At 63.0% G+C, this 25,014-nt stretch carries 26 protein-coding genes and 1 pseudogene; 16 read left to right on the top strand and 11 right to left on the bottom strand.

Annotated elements, in window-relative coordinates:
* Positions 1-59: 59 nt before the first annotated feature.
* The 3 genes from AC5Y36_RS01825 to AC5Y36_RS01815 all read right to left on the bottom strand — a co-directional run bounded on the left by AC5Y36_RS01825 (position 60) and on the right by AC5Y36_RS01815 (position 1,653).
* Positions 60-524: a hypothetical protein gene (locus AC5Y36_RS01825; protein WP_500039172.1), complete on the bottom strand. Its 465-nt coding sequence runs from the start codon at positions 522-524 to the stop codon at positions 60-62.
* A complete protein-coding gene (locus AC5Y36_RS01820) occupies positions 521-1,123 on the bottom strand; it encodes an ArsR family transcriptional regulator (protein WP_500039171.1) in 603 nt (200 codons plus the stop codon). Before AC5Y36_RS01820 ends, AC5Y36_RS01825 begins: the two co-directional genes overlap by 4 nt.
* Before the next feature lie 275 nt (positions 1,124-1,398).
* Complete coding sequence (locus AC5Y36_RS01815) at positions 1,399-1,653, bottom strand: hypothetical protein (RefSeq protein ID WP_500039170.1); 255 nt, start codon at positions 1,651-1,653, stop codon at positions 1,399-1,401.
* A 339-nt stretch (positions 1,654-1,992) separates the two neighbouring features.
* On the opposite strand from AC5Y36_RS01815, the gene AC5Y36_RS01810 reads away from it, so the two are divergent.
* The 11 genes from AC5Y36_RS01810 (at position 1,993) to AC5Y36_RS01760 (ending at position 11,952) form a co-directional block, all read left to right on the top strand.
* A complete protein-coding gene (locus tag AC5Y36_RS01810) occupies positions 1,993-2,532 on the top strand; it encodes a chymotrypsin family serine protease (protein WP_500039169.1) in 540 nt (179 codons plus the stop codon).
* Between the two features lie 388 nt (positions 2,533-2,920).
* A complete protein-coding gene (locus tag AC5Y36_RS01805; protein ID WP_500039168.1) occupies positions 2,921-3,490 on the top strand; it encodes a hypothetical protein in 570 nt (189 codons plus the stop codon).
* Between the two features lie 34 nt (positions 3,491-3,524).
* Entirely contained in the window at positions 3,525-3,983 is a 459-nt protein-coding gene (locus AC5Y36_RS01800; protein WP_500039167.1) for a hypothetical protein, read from the top strand.
* 174 nt (positions 3,984-4,157) lie between these two features.
* A complete protein-coding gene (locus tag AC5Y36_RS01795) occupies positions 4,158-5,834 on the top strand; it encodes a type IV secretory system conjugative DNA transfer family protein (protein WP_500039166.1) in 1,677 nt (558 codons plus the stop codon).
* A 321-nt stretch (positions 5,835-6,155) separates the two neighbouring features.
* Positions 6,156-6,395: a hypothetical protein gene (locus AC5Y36_RS01790; protein WP_500039165.1), complete on the top strand. Its 240-nt coding sequence runs from the start codon at positions 6,156-6,158 to the stop codon at positions 6,393-6,395.
* A gap of 674 nt (positions 6,396-7,069) precedes the next feature.
* Positions 7,070-7,819, top strand: a complete 750-nt coding sequence (locus AC5Y36_RS01785; RefSeq protein ID WP_500039164.1) for a hypothetical protein — start codon at positions 7,070-7,072, stop codon at positions 7,817-7,819.
* A 241-nt stretch (positions 7,820-8,060) separates the two neighbouring features.
* Entirely contained in the window at positions 8,061-8,261 is a 201-nt protein-coding gene (locus AC5Y36_RS01780) for a hypothetical protein (protein ID WP_500039163.1), read from the top strand.
* A gap of 3 nt (positions 8,262-8,264) precedes the next feature.
* Positions 8,265-8,567: a hypothetical protein gene (locus AC5Y36_RS01775; RefSeq protein WP_500039162.1), complete on the top strand. Its 303-nt coding sequence runs from the start codon at positions 8,265-8,267 to the stop codon at positions 8,565-8,567.
* 390 nt (positions 8,568-8,957) lie between these two features.
* Positions 8,958-9,707 (top strand): Rv3717 family N-acetylmuramoyl-L-alanine amidase, encoded by a 750-nt coding sequence (locus AC5Y36_RS01770; RefSeq protein WP_500039161.1) that lies wholly within the window; start codon positions 8,958-8,960, stop codon positions 9,705-9,707.
* Positions 9,708-9,751: 44 nt separating this feature from the next.
* Entirely contained in the window at positions 9,752-10,222 is a 471-nt protein-coding gene (locus AC5Y36_RS01765; RefSeq protein WP_500039160.1) for a hypothetical protein, read from the top strand.
* 644 nt (positions 10,223-10,866) lie between these two features.
* Positions 10,867-11,952 (top strand): nucleotide kinase domain-containing protein, encoded by a 1,086-nt coding sequence (locus AC5Y36_RS01760; RefSeq protein WP_500039159.1) that lies wholly within the window; start codon positions 10,867-10,869, stop codon positions 11,950-11,952.
* 112 nt (positions 11,953-12,064) lie between these two features.
* Here the strand turns inward: AC5Y36_RS01760 and AC5Y36_RS01755 are convergent, their stop codons facing one another.
* The 8 genes and pseudogenes from AC5Y36_RS01755 to AC5Y36_RS01720 form a co-directional block, all read right to left on the bottom strand.
* Positions 12,065-12,886: a deazapurine DNA modification protein DpdA family protein gene (locus tag AC5Y36_RS01755; RefSeq protein WP_500039158.1), complete on the bottom strand. Its 822-nt coding sequence runs from the start codon at positions 12,884-12,886 to the stop codon at positions 12,065-12,067.
* A gap of 51 nt (positions 12,887-12,937) precedes the next feature.
* Positions 12,938-14,800 (bottom strand): DNA cytosine methyltransferase, encoded by a 1,863-nt coding sequence (locus tag AC5Y36_RS01750; protein WP_500039157.1) that lies wholly within the window; start codon positions 14,798-14,800, stop codon positions 12,938-12,940.
* Between the two features lie 135 nt (positions 14,801-14,935).
* On the bottom strand, positions 14,936-15,082 hold the full coding sequence (locus AC5Y36_RS01745) for a hypothetical protein (RefSeq protein WP_500039156.1): 147 nt from the start codon (positions 15,080-15,082) through the stop codon (positions 14,936-14,938).
* A 1-nt stretch (position 15,083) separates the two neighbouring features.
* On the bottom strand, positions 15,084-15,287 hold the full coding sequence (locus tag AC5Y36_RS01740; protein WP_500039155.1) for a hypothetical protein: 204 nt from the start codon (positions 15,285-15,287) through the stop codon (positions 15,084-15,086).
* A 253-nt stretch (positions 15,288-15,540) separates the two neighbouring features.
* Positions 15,541-15,906, bottom strand: a complete 366-nt coding sequence (locus tag AC5Y36_RS01735; protein WP_500039154.1) for a hypothetical protein — start codon at positions 15,904-15,906, stop codon at positions 15,541-15,543.
* Positions 15,907-16,011: 105 nt separating this feature from the next.
* A complete protein-coding gene (locus AC5Y36_RS01730) occupies positions 16,012-16,272 on the bottom strand; it encodes a hypothetical protein (protein WP_500039153.1) in 261 nt (86 codons plus the stop codon).
* Between the two features lie 554 nt (positions 16,273-16,826).
* Entirely contained in the window at positions 16,827-17,279 is a 453-nt protein-coding gene (locus AC5Y36_RS01725) for a DUF6283 family protein (RefSeq protein WP_500039152.1), read from the bottom strand.
* Between the two features lie 589 nt (positions 17,280-17,868).
* Positions 17,869-18,579: pseudogene (locus AC5Y36_RS01720) on the bottom strand (HNH endonuclease family protein); the annotation flags it as partial.
* Positions 18,580-20,183: 1,604 nt separating this feature from the next.
* On the opposite strand from AC5Y36_RS01720, the gene AC5Y36_RS01715 reads away from it, so the two are divergent.
* The 5 genes from AC5Y36_RS01715 (at position 20,184) to AC5Y36_RS01695 (ending at position 24,398) form a co-directional block, all read left to right on the top strand.
* Positions 20,184-21,845 carry a DEAD/DEAH box helicase gene (locus AC5Y36_RS01715; protein WP_500039370.1) on the top strand — a complete coding sequence of 554 codons (1,662 nt, stop codon included), beginning with the start codon at positions 20,184-20,186 and terminating at the stop codon, positions 21,843-21,845.
* Positions 21,846-22,082: 237 nt separating this feature from the next.
* Positions 22,083-22,250: a hypothetical protein gene (locus tag AC5Y36_RS01710; protein WP_500039151.1), complete on the top strand. Its 168-nt coding sequence runs from the start codon at positions 22,083-22,085 to the stop codon at positions 22,248-22,250.
* Positions 22,251-22,698: 448 nt separating this feature from the next.
* Positions 22,699-23,130, top strand: coding sequence for a hypothetical protein (locus AC5Y36_RS01705; RefSeq protein WP_500039150.1), 432 nt, complete (start codon positions 22,699-22,701; stop codon positions 23,128-23,130).
* A gap of 657 nt (positions 23,131-23,787) precedes the next feature.
* Entirely contained in the window at positions 23,788-24,075 is a 288-nt protein-coding gene (locus tag AC5Y36_RS01700; protein ID WP_500039149.1) for a hypothetical protein, read from the top strand.
* A gap of 71 nt (positions 24,076-24,146) precedes the next feature.
* Positions 24,147-24,398, top strand: a complete 252-nt coding sequence (locus tag AC5Y36_RS01695; RefSeq protein ID WP_500039148.1) for a hypothetical protein — start codon at positions 24,147-24,149, stop codon at positions 24,396-24,398.
* Positions 24,399-25,014: the final 616 nt, after the last annotated feature.

Raw genomic sequence — 25,014 nt, 5'->3', positions numbered from 1 at the left:
TCTTCGGACGGGTTGCGGAATTTCGAAAAGTATCGGTTGTTGGGTTCACGGTGTCCGGGCTACGGCTGCCAGATGCCGAGTTCTGCGATCAACTGTTCGGCCGCGGCGATGGTTGACTCGGTGTAGGACAAGGCGAACTCGGTGTCAGCCGTGCTGAGATCGAGGTCGTTGGGGTTGCGCGGGTACTCCAGTTGGTTGCGGATCTTGCGCATCGCGTTGAAGAAGTGGAAGGCATCGCCGAATTGGGCTTGGACGGCTTCGGCGATTGCGACGTGGCCGCCTTCGAGGCGGGGGCGCAGCCCTTGCTGTATCAGGAGTGCGGTTGCTGCTTGGCGAACACCGTCGTAGGCGAGTTCGAAGGCGCCCACCCGGTCGACCTGCAGTATGGTGCGGGATCCGGCGAGTCGTTGCTGGGCCTGCTGTATGAGGTATCCGCCGTTGGCGGCGTCGCCGCTGATGCGTTCGAGGTGGCCGCGTTTGATGAGCAGTGCGATCGTTGCGTGCCCCGGGGTCCAGCTGGTCACTGTGCGAGCTCCTGGTGTGGGTAGACGGTCAGGTGGGGCTTGTTGTGGATGTCGATCATGAGCGTCCACTCGCCGGGGGTCTCCCACTGGTCGTGGGTGGCGAATATCGGGTTGATCTCGATACCGGTACCGAGTTGCTGTTGTGCTCTCTCGGCGGCGCTGTAGGCCGCAAGCTTGCTGACGTCGCCGACGATGAGGACGTCGATGTCCCTGGGGGGAGGGCCCGGGTTCCCGGCATAGCGAGCGGCCCATGAGCCGAAGATGACAACGCGCTCAACCCCGTTGATGCCAGAGAATTCCCTGGCGATGATTTCGTGCGGACCGAAGCTGAGCAGCGCGAGTTGGGTTAGTGGCGCTGCTGCCGGATGGGTCGTGTTGGCCGCCATCAGTCGGTTGCGGCCTTGCTGGCGAGACAGGATCAAGCCGGCCTCGATGAGGCGGTTCGTTTCGCCTTGCACGGTGGACAGGGGCACCTGCATAGCATCGGCCAACTCGGTGAGCGTGTATTCGGTATCGGGGTTGGTCAGGAGCTTGGTCAGGATCTTGCCCTGGAGGGGCGATCGGAAGATCGGCATCAGCGCCGGAGCTTGACTACGCATAAATAGAAGATAACACCGGATTATCCGTAGTGTCAAGCTACGGATAATCCGTTGAAATCAACGGAGTATTCGTTGGATAGTGAGCGTCGGTCTGGTGGGAACCGCCGCGGATGCGTCCGCTGTCGCCACCATCGCTGACGCAGGCGACGGCGACAAACCCCGCGCCCCGCCGCCGGTAGTTACCAAAGTGTCCGGGATTCGCGTGTCTTTCACCGGGATTTGCCTGCCGCACACCCGCACCGTCACCGCAACGAAAAGCCCGTGGGCCGGCCCTGCTACTCGGGGATCTCGATCGTGAGCCCGGCCTCGGTGAGCGCCGTCATGATGAATTCCCTCAGCCGTTTGCCGCTGTAGTGGTGGACCGGCTCGTTCAAGGCGATGAAGGGAATACCGCCCAAGCTTGACGCTGCCACCGGACCAGCAGTGACAGGTGGGGTCAGCGCGGGATCGCCCGCCATATTGGCCGCAGCGGGAAACTCAGTGGGTCCCGACGCCGTTGACGCGGCTGCTTCCGGAGACGGTGCAGTCATACGGCGTAGTTTAGTGATGGAAAAGGCCATCACTCGGTGTGCCGCGTTATTGACGCAAGTTTTTTTCAGCGGTGTCGCCCCGGCGGCCCGATGACAAAGCTGGCAGAAACCAACGGAAACATGTGCCCGCACGATCAGACGTAACTGCGCTAACGTACATCGTGACCGGCCGGCAGGCCGCCGAGTGCGCACAAGAGCAAAAGGGGGGCAACGCCGTTGAAGCGCATACCGCTAGCCGCGGCCCTCGCCGCCACTCTCGTCGCGATCACGGCGCCGCCCCCAGCCAAGGCAGTCCCCTTCCCCGCCGTCGACGCCCTCTACCCGGGAGTTGGGCTGTCGATGACCGGCGACGAGGCCGCTACCTGCACCGCAGGATTCATCGCGCGCAATCGGCGCGGCGCGCCGGTGATGTTCACCGCAGGCCACTGCGACCACGGTGGCCCCGTCGAGGTGAACTCGACATCGGGAGGCGTCGTGGAAGCAGGGGACTTCGTCGTCACCGAATACGGTGGTTCCATCGGTGACCAGGCCGACATCGCTGTCATGCGCCTAACCGGGGCGGTCACGCTGAACCCGAAGGTGGGCGGCGATCTACCGGTAACCGGCTGGGCGCCCAGCGTCGCCAAGGGAATGTGGCTGTGTCTGTTCGGCGCCGTCAGCAAGCGCAGCTGCGGCCCAGTCGTGGACTTCACGGGGAGCAAAGTGAAGTTCGCCGCGCACATCGAACCCGGGGACTCAGGTGCGCCCGTATACGGGGTGAAGGACGACGCCACGGCCTTCGCCGTGGGTATCGCGATCCGTTCGAGCGACAGCGAAGGGTATCCGGTGGCCGAACTCATCGGCCCCTGGCTCTCACAATGGGGTCTGGCCATCGACTAAACGGCTCGGGCTGAGGCCGCCGTCTAGCCCACGCCGGGCAGTATCCAACGCTAGTCGCGAACGCGGTCGACGATTCGCCACGAAGCCCCGAACAGCTCCTCGGCAAGCCCTCGAAGCACCTGAACAGTCGCGCAGGAAGAGCCACCGGCGGCCCGCGCGCACCGCCGCGGATAGCCCGCCGCCGCGGTGCGCCACGAACCCGTCTCCACGGTCCCCGCGCCGATCCTCAAACGGCGCCACGGGCGCACCCGAGGCCCCTTCCTGTTCGGGCAGCTCCAAAAAACATGCGCGCGACACGGCCGCTTCCCCCGGCCTGTCGGTGCGCGGACTAACAATGGCGTCGACTCGCTTGGCAGGAAGCTGGCGGGCCGATCAAGGGGGAAGCTGCATGGCCGTGGTGTTTCTCGACACCGAAACGACCGGCACAGAACGCGGCCGCCGGGCGTGGGAGATCGCGATGATCCGCCGTGAACGGGATGGATCGGAACAAGAGATCACCATCTTCGTCGCCACCGAAGACCTCGACCTTGCTAACGCAAACCCCGCCGCACTATCGGTCGGTCGGTTCGAGCAACGGCATCCGGAATTCGGGTGGCCCCTGCGGCCTGGCCAGTGCTGCCTGCGAGAATCCGAAGCCGCCCAGCTGGTCAAGCAATGGACCGCCGCGGCGCTGGTATTCGGGGTCAATCCCAGTTTCGACACCGTCTGCCTGGACACGATGCTGGGCCGACACGGCCTGAAGCCGGATTGGTACTACGTGCCGCAAGACATCGTCGGTATCGCCTACGGGTTCGTTCTCAAAACCAACGGCAGCCCGCCCCGCGGCTCCGAAGATCTGTCCTTGGCCTGTGGAGTCGACCTGCCAAACCAAGCCGAGCGCCACACCGCGCTGGGGGACGCGCACTGGGTCAGGCGCTGGTACGACCATCTGCACGCTCAGGGGTGCGAGGTCGCATAAGACCTCGACCAACCATCCAAGTAGGGGGACTAGGATGACATCGTTAGAAACAGCGCAACGCGACGCCGCGCAATGGTTACAAGCAGCTCGTAACTCATTCGAAACAGCCACCGCAGCAATAGATGTCGGAGCGGTACTCGACTCGTCGTTGACAGCGATCATTGAGGGATACGCGGCCCGGTTCACCAGCGACCAGATCGCTCAAGCACTCGGAATCAGCGTGTCCGAACTCAGCGTCAGGTTGCACCAGGTAGCCGTTCGGATAACCGGTGTTCAACATGCCCAGCCTGGAGACCTCATTATCGAAATGGACGGCAAGATCGGGAACCTTGTGGTGGCCAAGGAGTTCGGACCGATGTCCGAAGGCGGCCCGCGCTGCCTGGGCATCAGATACCCCGGAGACCGATACAGCTACAACCTGTGGGAGTCCACCGACCTGCCCTACCCGGATTCGGTGAAGATGCTGCTGGTCCGTGCGCCCGCTCGGCGTTGATCATTCCCCAACAGGAGAGCGAACAACGATGATCGACACTCAAATTCTCCTTCCAGCGGCGGTGGTGGACCGGTGACCGAACCGCCTCCGCCGCGGCCGCGACACGTCGATTCCTACTGGGCGTTTCCCAGCCGCAGCCTTAACGGAGGATGCCTACTTCTAGCTGGTGTGGGAATGATGCTCTACCTCGCCGGCCGGCTCGCTCATCCATACAACATTGAGCTGGCTTCAGTTCTGTGGATACCGGCCGCCGGAGCGGTATCGATCGGGCTCGGCTGGGTCCTCAGCCGGCCGCCGGGCCCAGGCGAGCCACCCAGGGAAACACCCGGGCGCGGGTTGGAGCCGACTCCCATGCCAACCAGCCAGACGGTGGTCCTGGGCGGCAACGACCTCGACCGAATCCGGCAACTACTTCAAGGGAAACTTCCCTTCGAATTGATCGAAACTGACACCCATTACGACGATATTGGGCGACTCCAACACTATGCGCTACATACCACGCAGGCAGGCTATCTTGCGGATCGGCGCAACGCCACCATGATCACCACCAAGCTACAAGGCGCCGTCCCCGGAGACTGGGTCATCGACGTCGACGCGTCACGCGACAAGGTCAGCGGAACCCGCAAAAAACCCTTCCCGCCGTGGATCGCCCCACCACTGCCAGCGGTGATCGTGAACAGCCCGGCCGAAGCCACGATCCGCTACCCTCAATTCGCCGTTGGCATCGGCGTCGATGAACTCGGGCAACGACTCGAATATCGCCTCAAGGACTACCACCACTGGCTAGTGATCGGAGGCACCGGCTCAGGCAAAAGCGTCTTCATCCGCGGAATCATCGAGACATTCCGCGCCGCGGGCTGGCCCGTGCTGATCGGCGACGGCAAGGGCACCGACTACACCGACCTCGTTGGCGCAGCCAACGTGCCGATGATCTCCAACAGCCCGGTCGAGCATGTACGTCTGGTCCATGCCGCCGTCGAAGAACTCGACCGGCGCCGCAAAGAGGGCCGGCGACGCAAAGCGGCCGGCGACCCGAACCCAATGGCCTTCACCCCATGGCTCGTGATTCTCGACGAATTCGCCACCATGCGCGCAGAAGTCAGCGGCGCCTTCAGCGATGATCTCGGCGGCGATAACACCTTTGTCGACGACCTGAACTTGCTGTTCAGAGTCGCTCGTGAATTCCGGATCCACATGGTGTTATCGACCCAGGACCTCTACGCCAAAACGATCCCGCGCTACGTATTGTCCAACTGTAAGCTCGTCATCACCCTCGGGCCGCCGAGCAAGATGACGCTCGATCAAGCCTTCACCGCAGAGATGGCGCCCAAGGCAAAACGGATCGGCGAGCTGATTAGCCCCAAGTCCCACGGGCGCGGCATGGTAGCGGTCCCAGAGACGGCGAGCGTCAAAGAGTTCCAATCATATTGGGGCTACTCACCGGGCCTCAACATCGATAATCCAGAGGCCCCCGACGGCATTCGAGGATTCTGGCGCTCGTTCAAAACATCTGTTTCAGATGTCATTCCCCGCCTTTACAGCAGACAGTGGTTCAAGGTCACAGAGCCAGACGACCTCAAGCTACCGATGGCCGAACTATATGACCTGGAGATGGTCAACCTCGACCTCGTCGACGGCACCCCCGATCCCCATATGTACCAGTACGACAAGCACCACGACGACTACAACGGCAACGACAACGGCGCGACCCGCGACGGTGCACTACGCGAACTCGACCTCAACGAAGGAAGGACACCTACCGATGGACACCAGCACACTGACTCGCCCGACAACCCCGACAACCACGGTCCAACCGATGACCCAGACGACGGCAGTCCAACTACTGAGTGAACTATCAGATGAGTTCGCGGCAGCATGGACAAACCGCGCAAGCGGTGAAGCGGCACGCAACAACGACCTTCTCGACGCCATCGGCGACGTCCGCTACGGCATGGACACGCACAAGGCACTGCGCCTGAGCGGATTTACACCAGGCCCCCTCAGGCACCAAGCGGTGGCCATGAGACGGCCGGTAAATGCCTAATGGAAAAAGCTGCTGACGTGCGGTCATGCACGAGATCCAGGCCGTCGACAGGGTCACGACCGGGCGCGGCAATACCTCGGCCATTGCGGAGAATAACAGTTCCTCCGTCACGGAATAGGAAGTGAGAGATGAGGGTTGACATCATCCACCGCCGCGACCCGGATAGCGAATGCCACATCGAGGTGTATCTGGATGGCAAGCTCGTCGGCCACGAGGAGTGGAGCTTCGATCCAGGAGCCGGCTATGACATGGACGAATTCGAGGAGATGAAACGGGAAGCCATCGAGGGCGCCCCGGAATTTCTCAAGCCAGTATTAGCCGACATCTATGACGAAATGAAATCCGCCTACGAGCGATCGCGCTGCTAGCACGGGAAATAGAGATGAGATACAAGAGCCATGTCCGCGGCCCGAACGGCAAGAAGCTGCCTCCGCTCGCTGTGGTATTCCACCCAAACCAGCCAGTCACTGACGGGACTAGGGTCGGCCGCGTAGCCACAGCCATGAACGTTCTTGCGGCCGACGCCTACGTTCTCGTTCGCTGGGACAACGGAAACCATGACCGGGTGCCTATCGCGGTTCTGCGGGCCAAGGAGCAATGAGATGGGCATGAGTTTGGCCACGAGATCGAGAGGACTAATGAATGAGCGCAGTCCCAGCCGCAGACGGCCTTTCTGAACGCTACCGCAATGACCTCGACGCCTTAGCCCGCACATACGGAGATGCGGGAATCTGCCGCCACCAACACTGGTTTGCACTCGGCGTCGCGACCACCGCGGGCATCATCCTTGCTCAAGACGCACTACTGAGTGGCGATGCCTCAGTGACCGGCTGGCGAGCTCGCCTCGAAGACCTCGACGGCGCCCTGCATCACACAAGTAGCGGACGAAGCGCCGCAGAAGCGGTAGCTGGCGTTGACGCCTTGATCAGAGCAGCGGCCACTAGTGCCGACCGTACCGGCCGCGGCGGCCATCGATGAAAGCCGAACATAGGGTGTGCGCTCTCGAGACCAACGGCCACTGCACAACTGTAAAAGCGGTCTGATGGCCGACTGGGACAGGGATATCCCCGGGGCGCTCAACGCCCGACGAGATATGTTCGCCATCGCCGCCGACCCCGACCTCGCCGCCGACACCAAACTATTCGCGTTCTGCCTTCTGACCCACATCGCCCAGCTACGCCACTCAGGCCACCGCGGGGGAATCGAACGCAAACACTGGATGAACGCCGTCGGCACGATGATGTATCCGCCCGACTCACTCAAGCGAAAACTGCAAGATCCCACATCGATCTGTTGGCGGATCATCACAGCCGACGCACCCCGCTACGAAATCCCGCGCATCCCCGGTGATCAGATCCGCTGCCCGGCGCTCAAATCCCGAGGACCCCAGGCGGGGAAGCCTTGCGGTAAACCTGGCGCTGGGTCAAGGTTCAGCCTCCTCGACCACGACCCCGAAACAGGCGAGCAGCAGTGGATCGCATACTGCCGCAACCACACCCACCCATCCCTAGACACCTGGCGCCAGATCCGACACCAGGCGTGGATGGACAATGGATGCCCCAGCCCCCCCGCCAACACCGGAGGGGCGTTAGCCCGATACTTCGGGGCCAGCTTCGCAGCCCTCTACGAGTGGGCCGACCCCTCATGGAAGCCCACACCCGCCGGCCCGCCCTCTCCTCCGAACCAGCCGGGCCTGATCGTGATCACCGGCGGCGGTGAGGGCGATTCTGAAGACGCGCCACGATTGGGCTACGGCGACCTGAAGGTGTGCAACGGCAGCGACCAAAGCTAGGCGTGCGAGGCTGGAACGCACTCGTCACGAGGTGATTATCGCGCCAGCATCATCGGAGCGACCTTCGACTTGGTACGCCGGAACCACCGCACAGGCGATCAAACGATATCGAGGCCTATCAGGTCCAGAGGCGCCTGGCGCGGACGCTGAACAAAGTGCGACGACACGTCCAGGCATCCGAAGCGCTGGTCCGCTGGAGTGCGACGCTAATGCCGGGATACACCACACACCAGGGGGAATTGTGGCTGCGACACCAACGATGACGCGCGATGAATACGACACGCTGAAGTATCACGACTACGCGGGAATCGTGAGCCAGCTCAGGCCCGCGACAACCGAAGTGTTCAAGAAACAGCATCAGGATTGGGACGGCACGTACTGGCGCAAGCACGACGGCCCCGACGGCATCACGCTGGGCCCGATCAACATCCGCCACGGGTAACGAATGGACGAAGTGATGAGTATGCGAACCGGCCGGGTCGAGCCAGCCGACAACACGGTGATGGAGCGCAAAGCCGCGGACGTTGCCAAGGCCTATGGCGAGCACTTCGGGAGCAGCGGCTACGGCGCACAGCCCGAGGTGTTTCCCGGTGCTCACGAAGGCAGCTTCGCCCCATTCGTCGTGTCCTGGGAAGAAGGCCCATTCCAGTGGACTTACGATCTTGAACTCAGCCATCAGATCGGGCGTGCCCACGGCGTCTACCTCGAGCCCGTCAACCACTTCGCTCTCGCGGTCTATCCGCAGTAGCCGAAGACGAAGGAGAAGGGCGCGCGCGTGGGTACCTCGTACACCTTGACGAATCCAGCCGGCGCCATGTGGCTGCTCGCCGACAGCACCGGCCAGCACATACGGGGATTTCAAGCATCCGACGCCGCTACAGCGATAGCAGAGGCGGAGAAAACTCTCGACAGCCGGGGTGCGCTGACCTCCACCGGGCACTGGCTGAAACGGGCCTCATATTGGTACACCTACTGTCCAAACCCATGACATGGCCCAAGCAAAGCGCAGGTTTAAGCCCGTGACCGCGGACTTAACGCTCCTAGTTCCTCGGCAACGCGGCGAAGCGACTGGCGCGCAGGAAACCGCGGCGGTAATCCAGCACAGGGCGGCATACTGGCAGGGCGAAAGGGGCCCGAGATGACGGCACGGAGAGTGGCTGGCGGCATCTTCGGCGTGTTATCAATGGCGTGGGCGCTCGTCATTGCCGCACCAGCCGGCGCAGCGCCCGGTGACATCGCCGGAAAGATCGTGTTCCTGGACCCCGGGCACAACGGTGTCAACGACGCATCGATCGCCAGACAAGTCCCCACCGGCCGCGGTGGCACGAAAGACTGCCAAACCTCCGGAACGTCGACAGCGAACGGATTCGCTGAACACACGTTTACCTGGGACACCACCCTGAGGATCCGCGCCGGGCTCACTGCACTGGGTGTACGCAGCGCGATGTCGCGCGGCGACGACAGCAGTGTGGGCCCGTGCGTCGATCAGCGCGCCGCCATGGCCAACGCCCTGCACCCGGATGCAATCGTCAGTATCCACGCCGATGGAGGTCCACCAGCCGGGCGGGGGTTCCACGTCAACTATTCCGATCCGCCACTGAATTCTGCCCAAGGTGGCCGGGCGCGATCGCTTGCCAAGATGATGCGCGACGAGATGATGTCGGCGGGCATGCAGGTCGCCGACTATGTGGGCGACCAGGGGTTATACGGCCGCGCCGACCTGGCCGGCCTCAACCTGGCCGAGTACCCTGCCGTCCTCGTCGAGCTGGGCAACATGAGGAACCCGGCTGAGGCTTCGCAAATGGAAACCGCCGAGGGCCGGCAGCGCTACGCCGACGCAGTCATCCGCGGGATCGTCGCCTACTTGTCTTCGGCCAACACGGGTTGAGCAAAAAGACCTGCTGTTGGACAGGATCGCTGAAAGGACAACCGATGTTTGACGACTATTACCGACGAACCTGGGACGGCCACGCCGACATCAGCCCACGCCAAACCTCGTTTGCGACCGCCCTGCGGGTGCCGCTGCTCGCGACAGGAAACCCGAAGTGGAACTACATCGCAGGCATCGTCGTCTGCGAGGACTTCTGCGACCACGGCATCATGCCCACCGAGGACGAGATCGCCGAAGTCGGCGCGTATCTGGCTGATTACCGATCTCGCTGGCTGCGGAAGGCATTCCAACAAGCAATGGCTCACCTAGCACCCTACGACATCGACGGTGGCGCGAACGCCGGTTACTACATGAAGCGCCCCGATGGGCAGTGGGTCTATCGAAAGCGGACATGGACCCAGGGCAAACGTTGGTGGGACTACGGCGATGGTTCGCTGAGCATGTGCATTGCGCACAACCAGGGACTGGCCGAATTGGTCAATGACGAGTGGGTCGCTGTCTTCGAAAGATAGCGGTAGCGGACGGGTGCGCGGGTGGTGCGAGGATTCGGAAGCGACCGAGAGAGAGGAAGACCGAATGCGAGGGGCACGTAGCCGATACGATGTTATCGACCTGGATCAGGACACAACTCAACCAGCTTCAGGCAACTCCTCGGCTGACTGCGGCTGCGGGCTGCGTCGGACCAATCTCCGATACAACGCGCTTTCGCCCTGTGCAGGCCGTGCGCTGGCGCGGCTTAAAGCTGCGCATCCCGCGGAATACGCCAGGTACCTCACTGAGCTCAAAGAAGAAGCGCTAGCGGAATTCGAAGCGAAGTGGCAACGGCACCTCACCGGCGACCACAGTCCGAGATAGTTACCCACTCCTGGATATAGATCACGAGATCACAAGGGAATCGGAAAACAACTATGAGCGACCCCACCATGCACAACCGTCTCTACGCCGCTGGATGGAGTGCTTTCTGCGCAGACCGACCCCGTGAACCCGGAACAGATCCCATCGTCCGCAAATACCTCGTCGACATGCCGGCAGGGGACCAACGAACGGCCGACATTACGGCAATCTGGGAATCGGGCTTTGCTGCTGCTGCGGCGGCGGCCCGCATGAACGATCAAGCAGGCACTGCGCATTAATGCAACCAGTCACGGAGGTCCGTGTGCTAAGCACGTCGTCGACAATGAGACGCCCAGCCACGCCCGAGCAGCTCATGCTCGATGCTGGGGATGCCGGTGCCTTGAGCACGCCGCCGTCGGGATACACAGCCAAGGTGGCGGGCCGAGAGTTCATTACAAGTCCGGTTTTCGACACCTATTGGCGGTTCGCCGCTCGGCGCCAGGCAATCTACGAAGCCCGTCTCACAGGCCATCCTGGCCCCTGGACGACCGATCCGGTACTTCGAACGCACCGATTTACCAACTGCTACCGTGCCGCGGATCGAGTGAGCCAGTTTGTGATTCGAGACATCGCGTATTCAGGAGACCAGCACGCCGATGAAGTGGTGTTCCGAATCCTGCTGTTCAAACTGTTCAACAGGATCGCCACCTGGCATCTGTTGACCGCGGCGCTCGGTACCCCGCGGCTGGCCAACTTCGATCCGCATCGCTACGCCGCAGTCCTCGACGACGCATTCGAGCAGGGACGAACGCTCTACTCGGCCGCCTATGTCATGCCCTCACCGGACTTCGGCGAACCCCGAAAGCACCGAAACCACCTCGCACTGCTGGACCACATGCTCAACGACGACCTGGTCGAGAAGCTGAGAGGCGCCGAATCGATGCGGGCCGCCTTCGAGACACTCAAGAGCTACCGCGGTTTCGGCGATTTCCTAGCGTTTCAGTTCTTGATCGACCTCAACTACTCGACAGTACTGGATTTCGACGAGATGGCCTTCGTGGTCGCCGGCCCGGGCGCCCGAGACGGTATTCGGAAATGCTTCGGACCAGATAGCGCCGGTCACGAACGCCAGATCATCGAGTACATGGCTTCCAGCCAGCATGAGCACTTCCAGCGACTCGGTCTAACATTCAATGGACTATTCGGCCGACCATTGCAACTCATCGACTGCCAGAACCTGTTCTGCGAAGTCGACAAGTATGCCCGTGTCATGCATCCCAACATCGCCGGCTGCAGCGGTCGCACCCGCATCAAGCAGAAATTCCACGCTGTACAGGATCCGGTACCGGCATGGTTCCCACCCAAATGGAAACTCGACATGGGCAAATCGTCGCCCAGCTATGACTAGCTCAGGTCAGGCCTGAAATCAACGCCGGCACATAGGAATCCTGGCCGTGCAGGGCACCTGTACGCCACGTCATCGACACACCGCAAAGCTCCAGCGACCGGCATCGAGGTGCTTACACCGCGTCGCGCAGCGATGCACAACCAGGGCAACAGCAGTCACGCCAATCCCTGCGGTTGCGGTGACAGCCGACAATCCGATGACGCCACCGCAACGCCCACCGCATGCAATTGCTGCACGATGAGTGGGTGCAACCGGGCAGCGGGTCGTGGCGACGGGCGTTGTAGGACCACGCCATGCTATCGGCTGTGGTCAGTAGGTGCCCGTAGTCACGAAGGCCCAGTGACTTCACCCCAAACCCGTGTACGGGTAGTTCTGGGTCGGTAGACAGGATCGCCTCGAATACATCACGGATTTCGGCGGTGTGCTGGCGGCGACAGACGCTACCGACGCCGACTAGTTCGACATCGCGCAAGTCAACGCCAGTGTCGGCGTACATGACGATGCAGCGTAGGTACTCATCGACTGTGTGCCCCTGCAGTACTGGCATGAATGGGCAATCCGCATCACTGGCGTCGCCCCACAGCTGTCGCAGCCGCACGTAGTTGTGGACAGTGCGCCGCTGGTGTTCGGTAACGCTCAGGCCGGTACGTGCGACCATGTCTGGCTCGCACATCCAGTCCATCGGGGCAGCCCATTCCAGGTTGCCAATCTGCTCGTCGTAACGCACGACCTCGGCAACATACTCCTCAGGGGTGGATCGCCAACCGCCGTACATACTCAACTCGGAGAACCCGCCGGAATCCAGAGCCCAGACCGCCGCGGCCCGAGGGAGGGTTCGGCGTAATGCTAGGCGTCGGCGGGAAACAAACAGCGGCACGCCTGCGGTCGCAAGCCACCCCGGCTGATGAGTTCCGAGGTAGAGGTATGCGCGCATTGATGGGATTCCTGTCGTGTCAGCGCCGCAGGGTGACTGCCTGGTCAGGCTTTAGCGTGCGGCGGTCTCGCTATGCAGAATGGCGCGCAGGCGCGTGCAGATCCACTCACCGACTGGAGGTGAGACGGCATTGCCAAATCCGTCAGTTTGTTTCCTGGCGCTTCCCCATACGACGAAACTGCCGCTGTAGGAGCCGAAGTCCACATCGAATCCGCAGCCCCGCCCAATTTCGTGGGCCGACATCATGCGAAAGTAACAGTCCTCAAGCCTCAGATCGGCGAGCATGGAATGCCACTCGGCGGTCAGGACCGCTGTGGTGTCGCGCGCGGTAAGGGTGCCCAGCGGGTCGCTTACCGGATGCGGAGCCGTTTCGCTGCCGTTGCTGCCATTCTGCTTGTACCAGCCCGAGAACAGAACGCCCTGCGTGACGGCAGACCCGACGACCGTCCCCAGCGGCTTATCCAACGGATAAGCCCGGTATTGCGCTTCGGCGATCGAGCCGTTGCACTGTACGCGGCCGGCCGCGGTCAGTAGCCCCGGGATTTGGTCGCTGGTGACGGTCGGCATCGCCTCGGCGTGGCTCGTCGGCACCGTGTTGCGACGAAACGGCACCACCCCCGACGACAGCAGCCCGAGGGTCTCCGATCCACCCTGCGTGGGCAGCGGCTCGGCGACGCCGCGGGCCACGCCCTGGAAGTTGTCGACTGCCAGCGCCACGCCGGGTGTAGTGAGTACGCCCTGGCCGTTGGTCGAGGTCTGCGATGGCAACGGTTCGTCGAACGTCCGCGTTCGGCACGTCGACCCTGGCCGCTCGTAGGTGTTGCCCGCCGCGGCCATGATCGCACCGGTGGACAAGATGGCGGTTTCCTGCTGGCTGGTCTGGGTGGCCATCGGCTGCCACAGGTGCTTCTCGATGCCGCGCTGCGCCTTGGCCGGCATCAGCACCGCGGGGAACTCGGCGAACCGTTGCCGGCACCGTTCGGCGCGGGCCATCGTCGCCGCGGCGAGCGGCTTCTTACGGTCCCCGATGCGGGTACCGAGGTCGGACAGGTCCAGGGCGGCCAGCGACGGTGTCATCGGCGGGATCACCACCGACCGGCAAGACGGGCAACGGTACTCGTACTGCTTGCCGTAACGCACCGAACCGGTCGGAGGAACCCCGGTGCGCCACGCCCACATCGCCTCCACGATCCGGTCGCAGCGGCCACACCACGACGGCGGCCGATGGTCCAAGTCCGGGGTGGGCAGCTTCGCATCCCAGAACGCGATGTAGATGCGGTCGCGGGACTGCGGCACCCCGAAAAACATCGAGTTGAGGTACAGCACCCGATGCCGGTAGCCGAGCAGCCCGAACTGCTGCAGCCACCACCGATACGTCGACCCGTCGCCGTACTTCTTGCCCGGCACCTGCGGACCCCACGACGTCAGCTCGGTGGTGCACTCGATGATGATGAGCCGCGGATGATGCTGCGCAGCGTAGTGCAATACACAGTTCGCGGTCGCACGATCGCGCTCCGAACGCGTCACCGCGGCATCGAATTCGGGGTCGTCGAGGTCGAACAGCGATAGCCCCTCTGCGTACGCCTTCAGCGTGTTGGCCAGCGAGTGGTTCTTGCAAGAGATCCCGGCGCCCAGAAGATCACCAGGGGGAAGGTCGCGCGCCGAGTGGTAGTCGGATGACTCCTGGTCGACCAGGTCCGCTATCCAGTGTTCGGTGTCGGGATGGTTCGCCTCATGGACCTCGGTCTTGTACCGGTTATGGTTGGCCGCCATGATGACGTCGAAGCCGGCCATCTCGATGCCGCGGCTCAGGCCACCGAAGCCCGAGAACAAGTCAACTGCCACGAGGCTGTCGTGCCGGAACCGGCGAGGCCGGACCGCCGGCCGATGTTCTGCTGTAGCAGTTGCGCCCATGCTTCCTCCTACTGCTGCCGGCTTTGCACGGCAGAGGCAGTGACGCCGGCGGCTGCGTTTCTGCGGCCCGGGCGTGCCGTTAAGTGCTGTTGTGGGGAGGCGGGGCAGCTAGCAGGCAGCGCCCGTTGGCGGGTGTCAGACCACATGTGCGTCGGGGTCGTTGTTCAAGGCGTCGGCGATGGTTTCGGCCCACGTGTGTGACTCCGCGGAAGCGATCGTCACTCTGCCTCCCTCGCTGGAAAACCCATAAACGGTGCGGCCATCGGCGATAAAGGTGGCCACCTCACACCGCCTCTGCGGCCAGCTGCGCTTGGGCGAGCGTGTTGAACTGTAGACCGTATGCTCCCCGGATCGTGCAGATCTCCACGTTGAAACGCCTCTGCTGGTGATGGACATCGAAGTGCTCGAATACGAATGCGTCCGGAGCGGCGGCGGTGGTTCCCCACATTGCCCAATGGCCCGGCCCCAACCATGTCCAGACGGCCATGCGTCCCCCCAAGTTTCCGCGTTGCCGGGCGATACCCGTCCCGAGTCTCCGGGAAGTCCCTTCGCCGGCGAGGATAAGGCTGGCTCCGGCTGCTGCTGTATGAGCGACACGAATCCAGGGCGTGTTTCTCTGACTGCGCCGCGCAGGGCGGCGGTGCATGGTGTTGCGCGCTAAGAGAATCAACGGCCAGACCCGGGTGGGCGTGAGGTGACGCGTTCGCGGCGCAGCGTGTTCGGGCCGGCGCCGCAATGTGTCACCACGGCGTGTTCGCGACGAGCTGTTGTACGAATAGCCATTCGCCGCGGGCGGCCTCGTCACGGCTGCGGAACGTTTGCTGTTCCTCGAATGGCCGGGGATCGCAAACGATCCGCCACTTTCGGTCAGGGTAGTTACGAGACACGCAGCCGATGCCACCGTTGGGCCAAAGGGTTTCGCGGACATACCAGCCGCCGTGTCGCCACGGCTCATAGGTGAATACCTGGGGAGGCTGTCCGCTCATCCGGTGTTTCGCAGCCGCGAGAGGACTCACGTAGACGCCGCTTGGCTGCTGATACCAGCCGCTGCGCTGTTCTCCCTTATGGTGGGCGGGGATGGTGGTGAGGTCAATGCTCGTGGTCATTGGGTGCTGAGCTCCTTGGGTGGTAAAGCAGATATTGGGTGTGCTTATCAACGGTCCGTTGAATTCGGGCATTGGGAGCCGGGCACTGACTGCGGTATGCCTGATCTAGGAATCAAGGAAGATCAGGTTCCACAACGCGTCGACGGCTTCGCAGAACTGGTTGTATTCAGCAGATTCTTCGTCCAGAGCCGTCTGCCCGGTTTGGCCACTCGGCATGGTCATACGGATCACGGCGTCTGCACCGTCGGCGCGCACGATGGTGATCTCGGTGATGTTGGTTGCCACCAGATAGCCCTCCTCGTTCGTCTTCCCCCTGGCGCCGGCGGGCCGGCCGCGAACCCGTTGGGTGGTGCTTCTGAGTTTCACCCGCAGGATTCGCGGCCATGTGGAACAACACGATTCAGAGGGGAGTTTTTGTCGCATTCGGGGCTAGTCGCATTCGCCGAATATCTGGGATGAGCGCGATGGGACGGCACAGCCGGGTCACGGGGTGCCATTTGGGCTGCTGGCCCAGGATCCACCTTCGGTGTAGTCCGTCGGGTCAAGGTCCCACATGGTCCCGCGGGAATCGAGAACCCTGTCATGCCCGCACTCAGGGCAACGGAGAGCGGAGACGACGTCGACGAAATAACGGCCCCGGTCCAAGCGTGCCCGGCCTATCGCCGGAGGAGCTGTCGCCGGATCGGTGACGATGCGTCCGACACTCATCCGTGCCGGGCGCGTGCTCCCACAGCGGTCACATCCTTCATGCCGGCGCGGAGGGCAGATAAACAACGGCGAGGTGTCGGCCCAGTCGCCCCACTGCACCGGGAGCCCATCCCAGCGTGGAGGTAAGTCGAACTCGCGTGGCCAGAGTTCTAGTTCGCCCTGATCCTTATCATCGGCCATGACATCACGCCATTTGAGCGGTGTCGGTAGTGTCAATCACCAGAGGTCAAATCGGGTCGTCGGCGAGCGATCTTGGACATCGCGTGCTGTGCCGCATCGCCCGGCCAATTCAGGTCGCGGATCCCATGTGCTGCGGCCGCAGCACCGGAGGAAAACAACGGCACCGGACTGGTAAAAACCATGGCTGCGTCGAGGTCGGCACCCGAAAGATCGCCGCGCGCGGCGGCCAGGCGTAGAGCGAGGAGCTCGCCGCCATGGCAGCCGACCCAGCCCGCGCACAGGCGCGCTTGGTCGTCATCGGCGCCGGTCTGATGGCACAAAAACACGTTCGGCGGCTGAAAAGCTGTGTCTGCGTCGTAAGCAGGCAGCTTTGCGTATTCGGCGGAGCACCACACGCCAGAAGGGACGTCGCGACGGTATGGACACGACCCGCACGGCCTGGGCGCTGGCCCCCGCAATCCGGTGGTTGCTGGCTCACTGGTCATAGCAGAGGACCCTCTCCATTCCGTTTGGGATTCGCGGTCGCCACTAAGGGTGTCACGTGGGGAGGCGGTCGCGAATCGGCTTCCATTGACGGGCAACCCTGTACGTCGGGGTACGCCGAGCCGACACGGTGCGCACGCTGATTGCCGTGCCTATCCGTGGCTGGCCAGTCACCTAGATGTAGGCGCTGCTGTTCCGCCTCCAATGGAAGTTGATCCGCCCGCCTCGTCCTGGCTCTCGGCTGTCACTGCGATGGCGCAGAGCCCGCGTAACCAGCCCGCCGACACCTGCACCGTGCCGCCCGATCGGGCGGCATGAACTCTTGGGAGCCACCAGATAGGGGGTCCGGTATTGACATGCACCCAGAGGGTGTGACTGCCGATCTGCCAGCGCCGCGCGCGATTGACCTGGCCGGGAATGCCTCGGCCCGGACCAAATGGCATGGAGTGGGCCGCACTGACTTGAGCCGGAGTGAATCCTGTCGGATCCTGGGATTCGAATGTCACGGTGCGGTCGTCGGTGGTCGAAACACGCAGGGTCCTGCGATCCGTGCTCAACTCGACATGCTGTCTGGACATGAGTCGTTCACCGGCTTCCGCAGTCGCTGGAAAGAATTCGTGCAATCGCGTCATGCTCGGCCTGGGTGACCCACAGCCCGTATCCGGCTTTCACGGTGACGATCCGGGTCACGTAGGTGCACCTGTAGGACTTATTGGGTGGCAACCAGGTCGCGGCATCCCCGTCCCGTTTCTGCTCGTTTGACGGACCGTCGGTGGCTTGCAGATTCGCCGGGTCGTTGGCGAAGTTGCGTCGAGTGACCTCATCCCACTGTTGGGCGCCTTTCTGCCAGGCGTCAGACAGAGGCACGATGTGATCGATCTGGACCCGTTGAGATGTTTGCCGTCCTCGACGAAAGTCAATGTTGGTACCCGTATAAGGGTCGGTAAGCGTGCCGGCCAGCACCACACAATCGCGTATTCCTGGCTTGAATTCGAGGTTGTGAAGGTCACGCCGCAAAATGTCGTTGCGGGTGTCGCAGCCATTGTGGCCGCCCCTGACCGACACGTCGTCACTCCACGCAGGACCGAACAGGTGACGGGTGTAACCGGTCTTGGGGGCACGACCCTTTATCGGCAAGGATTCGAGAGTCGCTCGAACTGAATCAGGAACCGCCTCTTGCGAAGCCACAGCCAGTGTTGCCGGCGTCGAAGCAAACAGATTCGTACTGCGCGTGCCAGTCACGACACCGACAGTCAGGGCGGAGACCACCGCGGCGATCAACGCCGTTGTTTTGCCCGTCATGGATGCGCGGCGTAAACCTTGCGGTGCCCGCGAATCATGCTGGTGTGATTGCGTGATCATTTCCCCTCTTGTGTATGAAATCGCGGCACCACCTGACGTCTACCGGTGCCGGGATATGCCCTCGCGGACGACCTGGTTGGGTGCTCGACGACACAGTGGGATGGTCGCGCTTCGTCATCCCCGCAGCGGTGTGCAGAACTCTGTGCCCCAGTCACGAGGTGAGCCCTGGAATAGCCAGTTTGTGGGGGTGCCGTGCACCCAGAAACAGGGCCGCTATGCACTCATTGCAGCACTTCCGTATGGTCTCGCTGTCAACCGCAGTCGCCATGGCGACGACCTCGCCATTGATCCGCGCCGGCGGTAGGACCCCGAGATTGCGACAGCAGATGCAGCCTTCACCGCACGTGGGTGGGGTAGGTCGCTGGTGTTTGGATCTACTACTCACTCACCCTCCGATCCGCCCAGGTGCTCATTGTTTTTTCATTGTGGAACTGTTGTTCGGCCGCTTTCCTGGTGGTGGCCGTTGCCCCGAGTGTGACCCCGAACGGCGGCCGCGGCGCGAAGGAACACGTTTAGAGGGCGACTTTTGCGGCCTGCCCGGCCGCCGATCATCCAACTGCCGGCCGACGTCTGTGGTCTATGGCCGCATCCTGCGGGCCGGCCGCGGCGACCCCGGATGCGCCCGGGCCGGGGCGATGGTCGTGCTCGCTTGGGGGATGCGCCGTGGCGGCGAACTGCAGGGGTGCTAAACGTGTCGGCCTGGGTTGTCTGGTCTGGTGGCGCCTAGGCTGCGGTCAGCAAGGGGGTGCGGTGCGTCGGCATCGTGCGAGAACACGACACCACGCACAGAGAAACCAGGGGGATGTGTTGAACGGATGTGAACCGCTGGTGCTGATCGGGCAGAATGTCCTCGAGCGGCGTCGGGCAACGACTGGCGAGCTTGGTGCGGCACGATGAGCGGACAAACATACAGCGTTGTTGCCAATACCGATGAGAAGGGGCGCACGACAACGGTCGTCACGCTCTACCGACAGGATCGCGAAACCCGAGCGAGCGTGGCTGAGATAATCGGGCGCCCAGTGGGCTACCGCGAATTCCCCACGGGCCGACCGGTGCGCGTCGAGACGGATCCTGGCCGATGAGCAACGAGACGATAACCGTGACAGTCAGAGATCGATCCGCAGAACGCCCCTGGGGCGTGGGGCGGTGCAATCCAGTGACGCGCAAGGTAGTCATCTCGGCGTTGTGTCCGCGCTGTGGCCAGCGTCGCGGTGAACCGCGTGGACTCAATCAGTGCGACGACGGCGCGTATTACTGGGTGCAGGTGTGGGACAACCCCTGCGGTCACACCGACATGTACGTAGATGTCGTTGCTGAGGCCGCGCTACTAGCAGGCAGCGCCGGCCCGCGCCCCTGATTCATCCTGGGCGCCCCGTGGGTGGTGGGCACCCTCGGTGTGAGCGGCGAACAACCTGTGGGGGAGAAGTGATGGTAAGGACGAATGACGTCTCTGTAGAATATGATTCGGCTGATCCGCAACTCACAATCATCCGCGACCGATTGTGAGCGTCCTTGCCGAGCACACGACCCCGTTCGGCCCCCGCATGGGTTTGCGGGGTTGGCAACGCCGTGCGCTGGTCCGGTACCTGGCCGCCCAACCGCGGGACTATCTGCTGGTCGCAACCCCGGGTGCAGGGAAGACAACGTTTGCGCTGCGCATCGCCGCAGAACTGCTCGCTGACCGCACCGTAGAACAGCTGACGGTGGTGGTGCCCACCGATCACCTCAAGACCCAGTGGGCTATGGCAGGCGCAGCGGCCGGAATCGCCCTGGATCCGAAATTCAGGAATGCCATCGGGCACACCAGCTCGGAGTACGACGGTGTCGTCGTCACCTATGCGCAGGTTGCCAGCCACCCCACCCGGCACCGGGTGCGCACCGAGAGCCGACGCACCCTTGTCATCTTCGACGAAATCCATCACGGCGGGGACGCCAGAAGCTGGGGCGCGGCCATCCGCGAGGCATTCGGCGACGCGAAGCGGCGCCTCGCACTTACCGGAACGCCCTTTCGCAGCGACGACAGCCCTATCCCATTCGTCACCTACGAACCCGACGACAACGGTCTGATGCGCTCGAAGGCCGATCACAGCTACGGCTACACCGATGCACTGGCCGATGGCGTGGTCCGCCCGGTGGTGTTCCTCGCCTACTCCGGGGAAGCCCGCTGGAGCGACAGCGCAGGCGCGGAATACACCGCCCGGATCGGTGAGCCACTATCAGCAGAACGCACCGCCCGGGCCTGGCGCACCGTGCTGGACCCCGCCGGCGAGTGGATGCCGACGGTCATTGCTGCCGCCGACACACGGCTGAGTCAACTGCGCAACGCAATGCCCGACGCGGGAGGCATGATCATCGCTTCCGATCAGGATGCAGCGCGCGCCTACGCCAAACTGCTAACCACCATCACCGGCGAGGCCCCCACGGTGGTGTTGTCCGACGATCCCGGCTCGTCGGACCGCATAACCGAGTTCTCACGGGGTACCAGCCGGTGGTTAGTCGCAGTGCGGATGGTCTCCGAGGGTGTCGACGTACCGAGACTGGCGGTCGGGGTATATGCGACCAGCGCGTCAACCCCGTTGTTCTTCGCCCAGGCCATTGGCCGGTTCGTCCGCTCCCGGCGGCCTGGGGAGACCGCCAGTATTTTCCTGCCGTCAGTGCCGTCACTGCTGCAGTTGGCCAGTGAGCTCGAGGCGCAGCGCAACCACGTGCTGGGCAAGCCGCACCGTGACCAGATCGATGGCGCCGCGCCGGAACGGAGCACATCCGATCCGAGTGAATCGAAAGCCACGTTCACTGCGCTCGGCGCCGACGCCGAGCTCGATCAGGTGATCTTCGACGGCGCATCGTTCGGCACCGCCACCTCGGCCGGCACCAATGAAGAGGCTGACTATCTGGGCATACCGGGACTGCTGGATGCCAACCAGATGCGCGACCTGCTGCGGCGCCGCCAAGAAGACCAGCTTGCCAGCCGCAGCGTCGCGGCCCCCAGCACCGCCGCTGCACATTTACCTGTGACCCGCCACGGCCAACTCCAGGTGCTTCGCCGTGAACTGAACGCGCTGGTGTCAGCCACCCATCACCGAACCGGTAAGCCACACGGCTGGATTCACAACGAGCTACGCCGGATCTGCGGAGGGCCACCAGTGGCCGCGGCCACCAGCGAACAGCTTCGGGCACGCATCCAAGCGGTGAAACAGCTTCGGTAAGCCGGCCGAAGGCAATTAGACGAAGCCAAGCCGTGTCGCATCGGATGGAGTAGCCAGTACCCGGCTTAGCCTTGTGCACAAGGGGGAATCACAAGCATGTATGCGTGGTGCATTGATCAGGACCACATCAGCGCAACGGCGGACCTAGACAGCTGTGTCGGGGTGTCGGGCCCGCGCGATGCACGGCTAGACAGCGAGGGACGGCCCACCGGGTACCCCCATAGTCACCAGTTCCGAATGTACGACGATGACGGCGAACTGTACGTGACAGGCACGGTGTTCTGGGACGGAAGCGCTGATCCCGACGAGAACGTGCTCTTTGGCCCGCTGCGCGACTATGGAGCACCGGGCATGGGCTGCACCCGGATTACCTACACCGGGCGCCCCGAATGGGAAATCGGATGACTTCGGCGCGCCACAACCAGCACCCGCCGGCGCTGATGGATCTGGACGTCCACGTCGCGGCAACCAGCGGCACAGCAACTGAACTGGCGAAGCAGTGATGGAACAACTGACCTACATATCTGCAGAAGAACTGGGCAAGTATGTGCGAAGCAGAATTGCCACAACCCTCAGCTGTATTAGTGGATTACCCCACAGCCCAGACGATTTCGACATCGGTGGAATCATCGAAAAGTTGGAGAGGAATTACCCGGTTACTGGTGCGCAACCGGTGGCACGAGGCAGCTCCATCGCGGAGTACATCACCGCCATCGTCCCGGATGCGTATTTCGACTGGGCGGTCGAACGGTCCTCGTGGCCATCTCGCACGCGATGCCGGCGCCAACCCGATTGACCGATACCCGACGACACCAGGGCGACAGCACGACCGCACACCAGGGAGACAACACACGTGACCGCCAACAGCAGCCTGTTCATCTCGGCACCGGGCAGGACAGCACGACGCCTCGCGGAGGAAATCCTCGAAACTCTCGGGGTGTCACACGGCTTAATCGCCCACGCCGAATACCGCACTGCAGCAACGGAGTCGCGAGAGTTCCAGATTCCACACGGCACTGACTATCACGGGTACAGGGAAGGCCAAGGGTTGCCGGTGTGGTTACGGGTGGGCGTTCTTGACGAGAACTACCGTGCCCAAGTCCTGGCCGACTACGAGGGGTACCCGCAGATCCGCGAGGCGATGTTCGGAGCGACACACCTGGCCCGCATGGTGCACAGCTTCGATAACGCAACCGAGCGCAAGGTCAAAAGCGCTGTCGCCACCCTGGTGCAGCGCTATCCGCTGCGATGGATGGGCGACATTGCGGATGCTGAGGATGGGTGAGGCCGGCGTCGCTGTCGGTCACGTGAATCACAGGCCCGGCGACAGGTTTCACGAGATTGGCCCCCATGGTCGACTGGTCGGCGGCCGAATCACGCTCTCGTACTGCATGGTATGGCGCTGATGGGAGGCAGGTCGTGCGTCCTGCCAGGCTGCCAAGAGTCCGTGGACATCGCTGGGGCGGCATGCGAGAAGTGCATCGCAGATTTCGGTGACTTTCTGCGCGCTGGTGAAGGCAGTGGCCTCACTGAGGAACAGATCGCTGAACGCGACCGCGAAGTCCTTGCCACCTACGCCAGCCAACACACCCTGGCCCCGCGGCCGGCGCAGCCGGAACCGGAACGTCGACGCAACCAGAAGTGCTGGCTCTGCGAGAAGCGCCGCACATGCTCCCAGACCCCCGCGGGCTGGGAGTGCGATGACTGCATCGCCGTGAGGTAGGGGCATGCACGTCTGAACCATGTACGGCCCTACCACGTCTCCACTGGGTTGCCTAGCCGGCTGCTGCGGTGGTGGATGTCGTACTGCTCACCGCCCCCCGCCGAGAAATTCAGGTGCGACACGCACTGCCTCAGCAACTGCTCGACTGCGCACCACCAGAATTCAAGCCGAATAGACATCCGGTGCGGGCGACGAACCGCAGCCATCACGGGGGGCGCCATGGCAAGGCGAACGCGCAATCGCACGGGAACCTACCCGAGCCCGACTGTCGCGGACTTCGGCAGCGATCAAGAAATCCTAGTGTCGTACTTAGACGACGGGCCCGATGACTTCGGCCGCCGCAGATTCTTCGCGTTCTGGATCGCGGACAACGTCGGGCCCCACCTGAATGAACACGGCGTGCGGGCCCAAGTGTTCTACACCAACATCACCCAATTCATAGAACGCGAACGCCGTCAAGGTAAGTCAGTGCGCACCTTTGACGAAGGCGGTCGCCGCCAAACATAAGAACAGCGGCTGTGCGCAACGCAGTGCGCAACCGAGCAACAGTAGTGATTCACAACCGGGGGGTAAGAGCAATGACGGACACGGTTATCGAGCTCGACATCAACGAGCTGAACCCGCTGCAACGCAAGCAAAACAAGGAGTTGATGATCGCATTCATCAACCACGACATCGTGAACCGTGCACACCTGGACGTCAGAGACTCGATCGTTCTGTACAACCAGGACCGCACCTTCACCTTTGCCACGGATGCAATGCCCAGCGCCGACCAACTCAAAGGCCTGTTCAACAGCACGAACGTTCGGTTCTGGTCGAAGGGATGCTGATGGCTGATGCCGTGGAACGCGAGATCCATCTGATCCCCCACCACGTCTTAGCCGCCGCACTGCCGCACCTGCGGCCCTTTGACGCGCACCAGGAGGTGCGCCGCGCCTTCTCGACATGGGCGGCAGGCTCTGGCCAGAGGTTCCCAACCTGGCAGGACGCATGGAACAGTTGGACACGGGCGTTGCCAGGTCGCCCCGGCGAAGTCCGCCTCAGGATCACCTGCCGCGATTGCAAGGGGCGGCTGTACTCCACGCGCCGGGGAGTGTTTGGCCCATGCATGACCTGCATGGGCCGGCGCACAACGACCGTCCACACCATGGCGCTGTGGGTACAAGCCCCCGAACCCTCCGGCGGGTCCGGGCCCCACGATCCAACGCGGTAGATCCCTTCGGCCGCCTCGGCACGGCGCTGTCCGCGTGGCTGTCAGACGGAAACGACTCGAACGGATGAGCGATGCGCGGTCTGTGAATTTTGCCAAGCGGCGCGCGGCGCGGAACAGGTGCGACCCTCCCGTGCCCGTGGCCGCGGCCAATAGTTTGCGCCGGTCCGCGTCCTGAGGCGCCGCGCGCGCGATCCGCGCAGCGCGCCGCGCCGAACGACTGAATGGCAGGGGCC

It is taken from the genome of Mycobacterium sp. NGS50 (assembly GCF_059812545.1).
The sequence above is the reverse complement of the archived record's forward strand: the minus strand, read 5'-3'. Positions and strand labels throughout refer to the sequence as shown.

Coding starts and splice junctions, on each gene's coding strand:
- AC5Y36_RS01820 (WP_500039171.1), bottom strand. CDS start 1,123: ATGCGTAGTCAAGCTCCGGCGCTGATGCCGATCTTCCGATCGCCCCTC.
- AC5Y36_RS01815 (WP_500039170.1), bottom strand. CDS start 1,653: ATGACTGCACCGTCTCCGGAAGCAGCCGCGTCAACGGCGTCGGGACCC.
- AC5Y36_RS01810 (WP_500039169.1), top strand. CDS start 1,993: ATGACCGGCGACGAGGCCGCTACCTGCACCGCAGGATTCATCGCGCGC.
- AC5Y36_RS01805 (WP_500039168.1), top strand. CDS start 2,921: ATGGCCGTGGTGTTTCTCGACACCGAAACGACCGGCACAGAACGCGGC.
- AC5Y36_RS01800 (WP_500039167.1), top strand. CDS start 3,525: ATGACATCGTTAGAAACAGCGCAACGCGACGCCGCGCAATGGTTACAA.
- AC5Y36_RS01795 (WP_500039166.1), top strand. CDS start 4,158: ATGATGCTCTACCTCGCCGGCCGGCTCGCTCATCCATACAACATTGAG.
- AC5Y36_RS01790 (WP_500039165.1), top strand. CDS start 6,156: ATGAGGGTTGACATCATCCACCGCCGCGACCCGGATAGCGAATGCCAC.
- AC5Y36_RS01785 (WP_500039164.1), top strand. CDS start 7,070: ATGGCCGACTGGGACAGGGATATCCCCGGGGCGCTCAACGCCCGACGA.
- AC5Y36_RS01775 (WP_500039162.1), top strand. CDS start 8,265: ATGGACGAAGTGATGAGTATGCGAACCGGCCGGGTCGAGCCAGCCGAC.
- AC5Y36_RS01770 (WP_500039161.1), top strand. CDS start 8,958: ATGACGGCACGGAGAGTGGCTGGCGGCATCTTCGGCGTGTTATCAATG.
- AC5Y36_RS01765 (WP_500039160.1), top strand. CDS start 9,752: ATGTTTGACGACTATTACCGACGAACCTGGGACGGCCACGCCGACATC.
- AC5Y36_RS01755 (WP_500039158.1), bottom strand. CDS start 12,886: ATGCGCGCATACCTCTACCTCGGAACTCATCAGCCGGGGTGGCTTGCG.
- AC5Y36_RS01750 (WP_500039157.1), bottom strand. CDS start 14,800: ATGGGCGCAACTGCTACAGCAGAACATCGGCCGGCGGTCCGGCCTCGC.
- AC5Y36_RS01740 (WP_500039155.1), bottom strand. CDS start 15,287: ATGGCCGTCTGGACATGGTTGGGGCCGGGCCATTGGGCAATGTGGGGA.
- AC5Y36_RS01735 (WP_500039154.1), bottom strand. CDS start 15,906: ATGACCACGAGCATTGACCTCACCACCATCCCCGCCCACCATAAGGGA.
- AC5Y36_RS01725 (WP_500039152.1), bottom strand. CDS start 17,279: ATGACCAGTGAGCCAGCAACCACCGGATTGCGGGGGCCAGCGCCCAGG.
- AC5Y36_RS01715 (WP_500039370.1), top strand. CDS start 20,184: ATGGGTTTGCGGGGTTGGCAACGCCGTGCGCTGGTCCGGTACCTGGCC.
- AC5Y36_RS01710 (WP_500039151.1), top strand. CDS start 22,083: ATGTACGACGATGACGGCGAACTGTACGTGACAGGCACGGTGTTCTGG.
- AC5Y36_RS01700 (WP_500039149.1), top strand. CDS start 23,788: ATGGCAAGGCGAACGCGCAATCGCACGGGAACCTACCCGAGCCCGACT.
- AC5Y36_RS01695 (WP_500039148.1), top strand. CDS start 24,147: ATGACGGACACGGTTATCGAGCTCGACATCAACGAGCTGAACCCGCTG.